The organism is Microcystis sp. M049S2 (genome assembly GCF_020245625.1).
Classification (GTDB): domain Bacteria; phylum Cyanobacteriota; class Cyanobacteriia; order Cyanobacteriales; family Microcystaceae; genus Microcystis; species Microcystis ichthyoblabe_A.
Window position 1 is genome coordinate 1 of sequence record NZ_JADBUN010000109.1, and the last position, 3,162, is coordinate 3,162.

Annotated in this window: 1 protein-coding gene; it reads right to left on the reverse strand. The window is 44.7% G+C overall.

What is annotated here, in order from left to right:
• Nucleotides 1–476 precede the first annotated feature (476 nt).
• Nucleotides 477–1,883 (reverse strand): phosphatidylserine decarboxylase family protein, encoded by a 1,407-nt coding sequence (locus IM496_RS09190; RefSeq protein WP_287661784.1) that lies wholly within the window; start codon nucleotides 1,881–1,883, stop codon nucleotides 477–479.
• Nucleotides 1,884–3,162 lie beyond the last annotated feature (1,279 nt).

The window sequence follows — 3,162 nt, forward strand, 5'->3', positions numbered from 1 at the left end:
AAGAGGTTACTTGTTGCTTCAACAAGGATTTTAAGTCTTCTACTGACTCAGCAACATTAATATTAGGGACTCCACTCATTGCCTTTTTACCACACAAACTATACCTTTACCAAGTATGACATACTTTTTGAAAAATGGTATAATACCAATTTTCAATAGTCGTGACTAACATCTAAAAGCGCAATTCCTGTCCGAGAGCGGAATTGCGCTTTGGAATAATCAACTAAGTCTGTCATCACTTTTGAAAAATGATATAACAGTAGTAATTTAAAGCAAAAAGGCGCGTTAAGTAACGCACCCTACTGGACTGTTTCAGCTAATTTGGTGTATTAGAAAAATGCTATAAATTCTATAATCTAAGACTTTAAGCCGAAATTTATTGCCCTATTTTAGTTGAAACAGTCCACTACGCGGTCAGCGATCTCGCTAGGGTAACACAGCGATCACACTTCATAACCTTCCAAGTCGTGTCAGGTTTACGCTTTAACCAAGCATTTGGCAATAGCTGTGTTGACTCGGATGTTAGTCCCAGCCTGTGGCCCTGGGGTTTGGCCGTAGAGGTAAAATTCAAGGGACACACCAGGACGGAAGAACAGGCAATAAGTGGAACCGCCAAAATGGAACATGCCCAGTTGGTCGCCTTTTTTGACATGGTCACCTGGCTTAACAGTGATATCGCAACTCGAAACCTCGGCCATTCCGACATGCATCACACACATCAGCCCGATGGCGGGATTGTCGGCTTCGATGAAAATCAACGCACGCGTCGCCACCGCAGTGAGGAATCCCTGGGAGTTATTAGGCGAGGTAGGGTCTGGGTCGTTGTTGAGGAAACTTTGGTACAAGTTCTCCAAGTAATAGGAACCGTTGACCACATATGCTTTGACGATGGTTCCATTCACCGGGCTATGCCAACGGTGATAACTTAAGGCACTTAGGAAAGCCTGGTAGACCGTTCCTCCGACAAACTGCGGAGTAAATTCATCCCAATTGAGCATGTTTTCAAGAGAATAGGCCTGGTCTTTGAGCCAGAATTGAGCTGAAGTCCGCACGTTTGGCACCAAGGCATAGGGTGCCGATTCGCAGGCGTTGACGATCACATTATCGTCCCCAGGCTCACTTATAGGCCTTACGCCATCGACAAACTTTCGGGTGAAAAAATCGTCCCATGAAGCAAATCCGTAATAAGGATCTTGGGGGGTGGACTGGAATATCTGTTCAAAGCTCGTGAACGGGCCGATAGAACCTTCCCCGACTGCCGAATTGGCCACTTGGACAATCCAACTTCTCACAGTATCACCCAACCAGGGGATGGTCTGCTCTGCGGGGTCATCCTGAACCAACACGTAGCGGGATTCTGGGGTAACTAGATATGACGACCAGTAATTCAAAATCTTCTTAAATTGCTGGTTGACCAAAGAGTTGGAAAATACATCATAGCCAGCCGTGGTCGCCATTGGCCAATCCAGTAAGGCATTGATGGGAAAACCAATCAACCCTGCTGGTTGCTCACCGCCTGGCGTATTGGTGTAGAAACATTCGGGTGCTGTGGTCATGATGGCATTAAGGAGTTGCAGGAATTCATCAAAATCCTTTACCTCCGACTCCCAGCCTAGCGGGGTGAATTTCTCTCGAAAGTGGGCCTCCGAAAACATCATGGACACATTAGCATACAAAACCGGGTCGGAATAGACCATGTCTTGGAATTCCAGGATAGGTTCGACCAGTTTGCAAGGACGCTGGACAACAGCCTTTTTCAGCTTGCGTATCCAGTTGCCAGCATATCTCGGGTCTTTTGGGAGCCATCCACCTAAACGAGTAGGAGATAGGCCGCACGGTAGTGGTATATTCATAGCTGAATTCTTCTTGACAATCCTGGTCATTAATAAGGTTCGTCCTACGCACCTTACAAGATCGGCGATCTTTATTTCTGCGGTGTCGTAGGCTCTGTGTAGTCTACAGGAGCTACATCCTCAGCTGCGGATACGCGCCGGGTTACCTCGAATGTGGTGGAGCTGGTCTGTATGATTGCGAACTGGCTGTATGATGTTCCAGAAGACGTATAAGGCGCAGCCTGTATATTTCCATTGGGAGTTTGTACAACTGCGGAAATCTCTGTTACGAGACAGATACCTCGACTGCTTGCCGTCCATGATGTAACTGGCGTTACGCTATAGCTATCATCTGAGCAGAATGCGCTCGCATAGATCACCTTCCCATTTGCGTTGTAGTTTGTTGAATTGACAATATTGACAAGTGGATAACCCATTTTGATCTCCTTTTGTAAGGGCTACATGAATGAAAATGCACTCAGGTGTAGTCATTCTTGACACCTAAGCTAAAGAATATACACAAACTTTCTATAACATCACGCTAAATACGCATTTTTTAAAGAAAATCTCCGTATATAGCGTTTCTGATTCAGAAGAGGTACATTTCCGATCCTGAACAGGTTAATCAGCAAAGGTTTAAGTGTGCCGCACAGATGCGAGAACCGCTATATTACTCTTAAACAGAGCGATCACCAAAAGGTTTTCTTACTCTTGGGAATTAAGTTTATTTAATCTCAACACCTAACACAACCAAAGTTTACCAACTTAAGAAAAAAGTCCTCAAAATTCTCTAAATCCTTGTCCTGCCTAACTTACAGCCCCTCAACTCTCTCGCAAAAATCCTTAACTTGGGAAAAATCCTCAACTTTACCAACTTAAGCCCAAGCCTTGTCAAAATATCCTGACAATCTCCCCCCTCTCCCAACCCCAAACTTTGCCTTCATCCCCAAAACCACAAAAACCGAGATAGAAATATCCCACTTTTGTCATCTCGACAGGCTAGAGAGCTTACGCCACAGTAAAAATGGGTAGCGCATCTTGCCAGAGCAAACTTAGGATGATCCCACCGCGACACACCTATAATGAAAAAAAGCCAAGCCTTAACGACCCTGAAATTAACCTTAAAACCCGAACACCAAAAGCTGATCGAAGCCAAACTAAGTAGCTGGTTATAATTAAATTAAAAATGGATTTTAGGTTCGATCCCCCCTGCCCCCCTTGATAAGCTGTCCTTTAGTCACATCTTTCTTAACATTTCAAACCTTTGTAGCACAAGGCTTTCAAGACTCGGTTAACAATTTGTAATATTCCTTGTTGACACCCTTACTGA

Excerpts from the sequence above, each read along its gene's own strand:
- IM496_RS09190 (WP_287661784.1), bottom strand. The coding sequence starts at position 1,883 with ATGACCAGGATTGTCAAGAAGAATTCAGCTATGAATATACCACTACCG.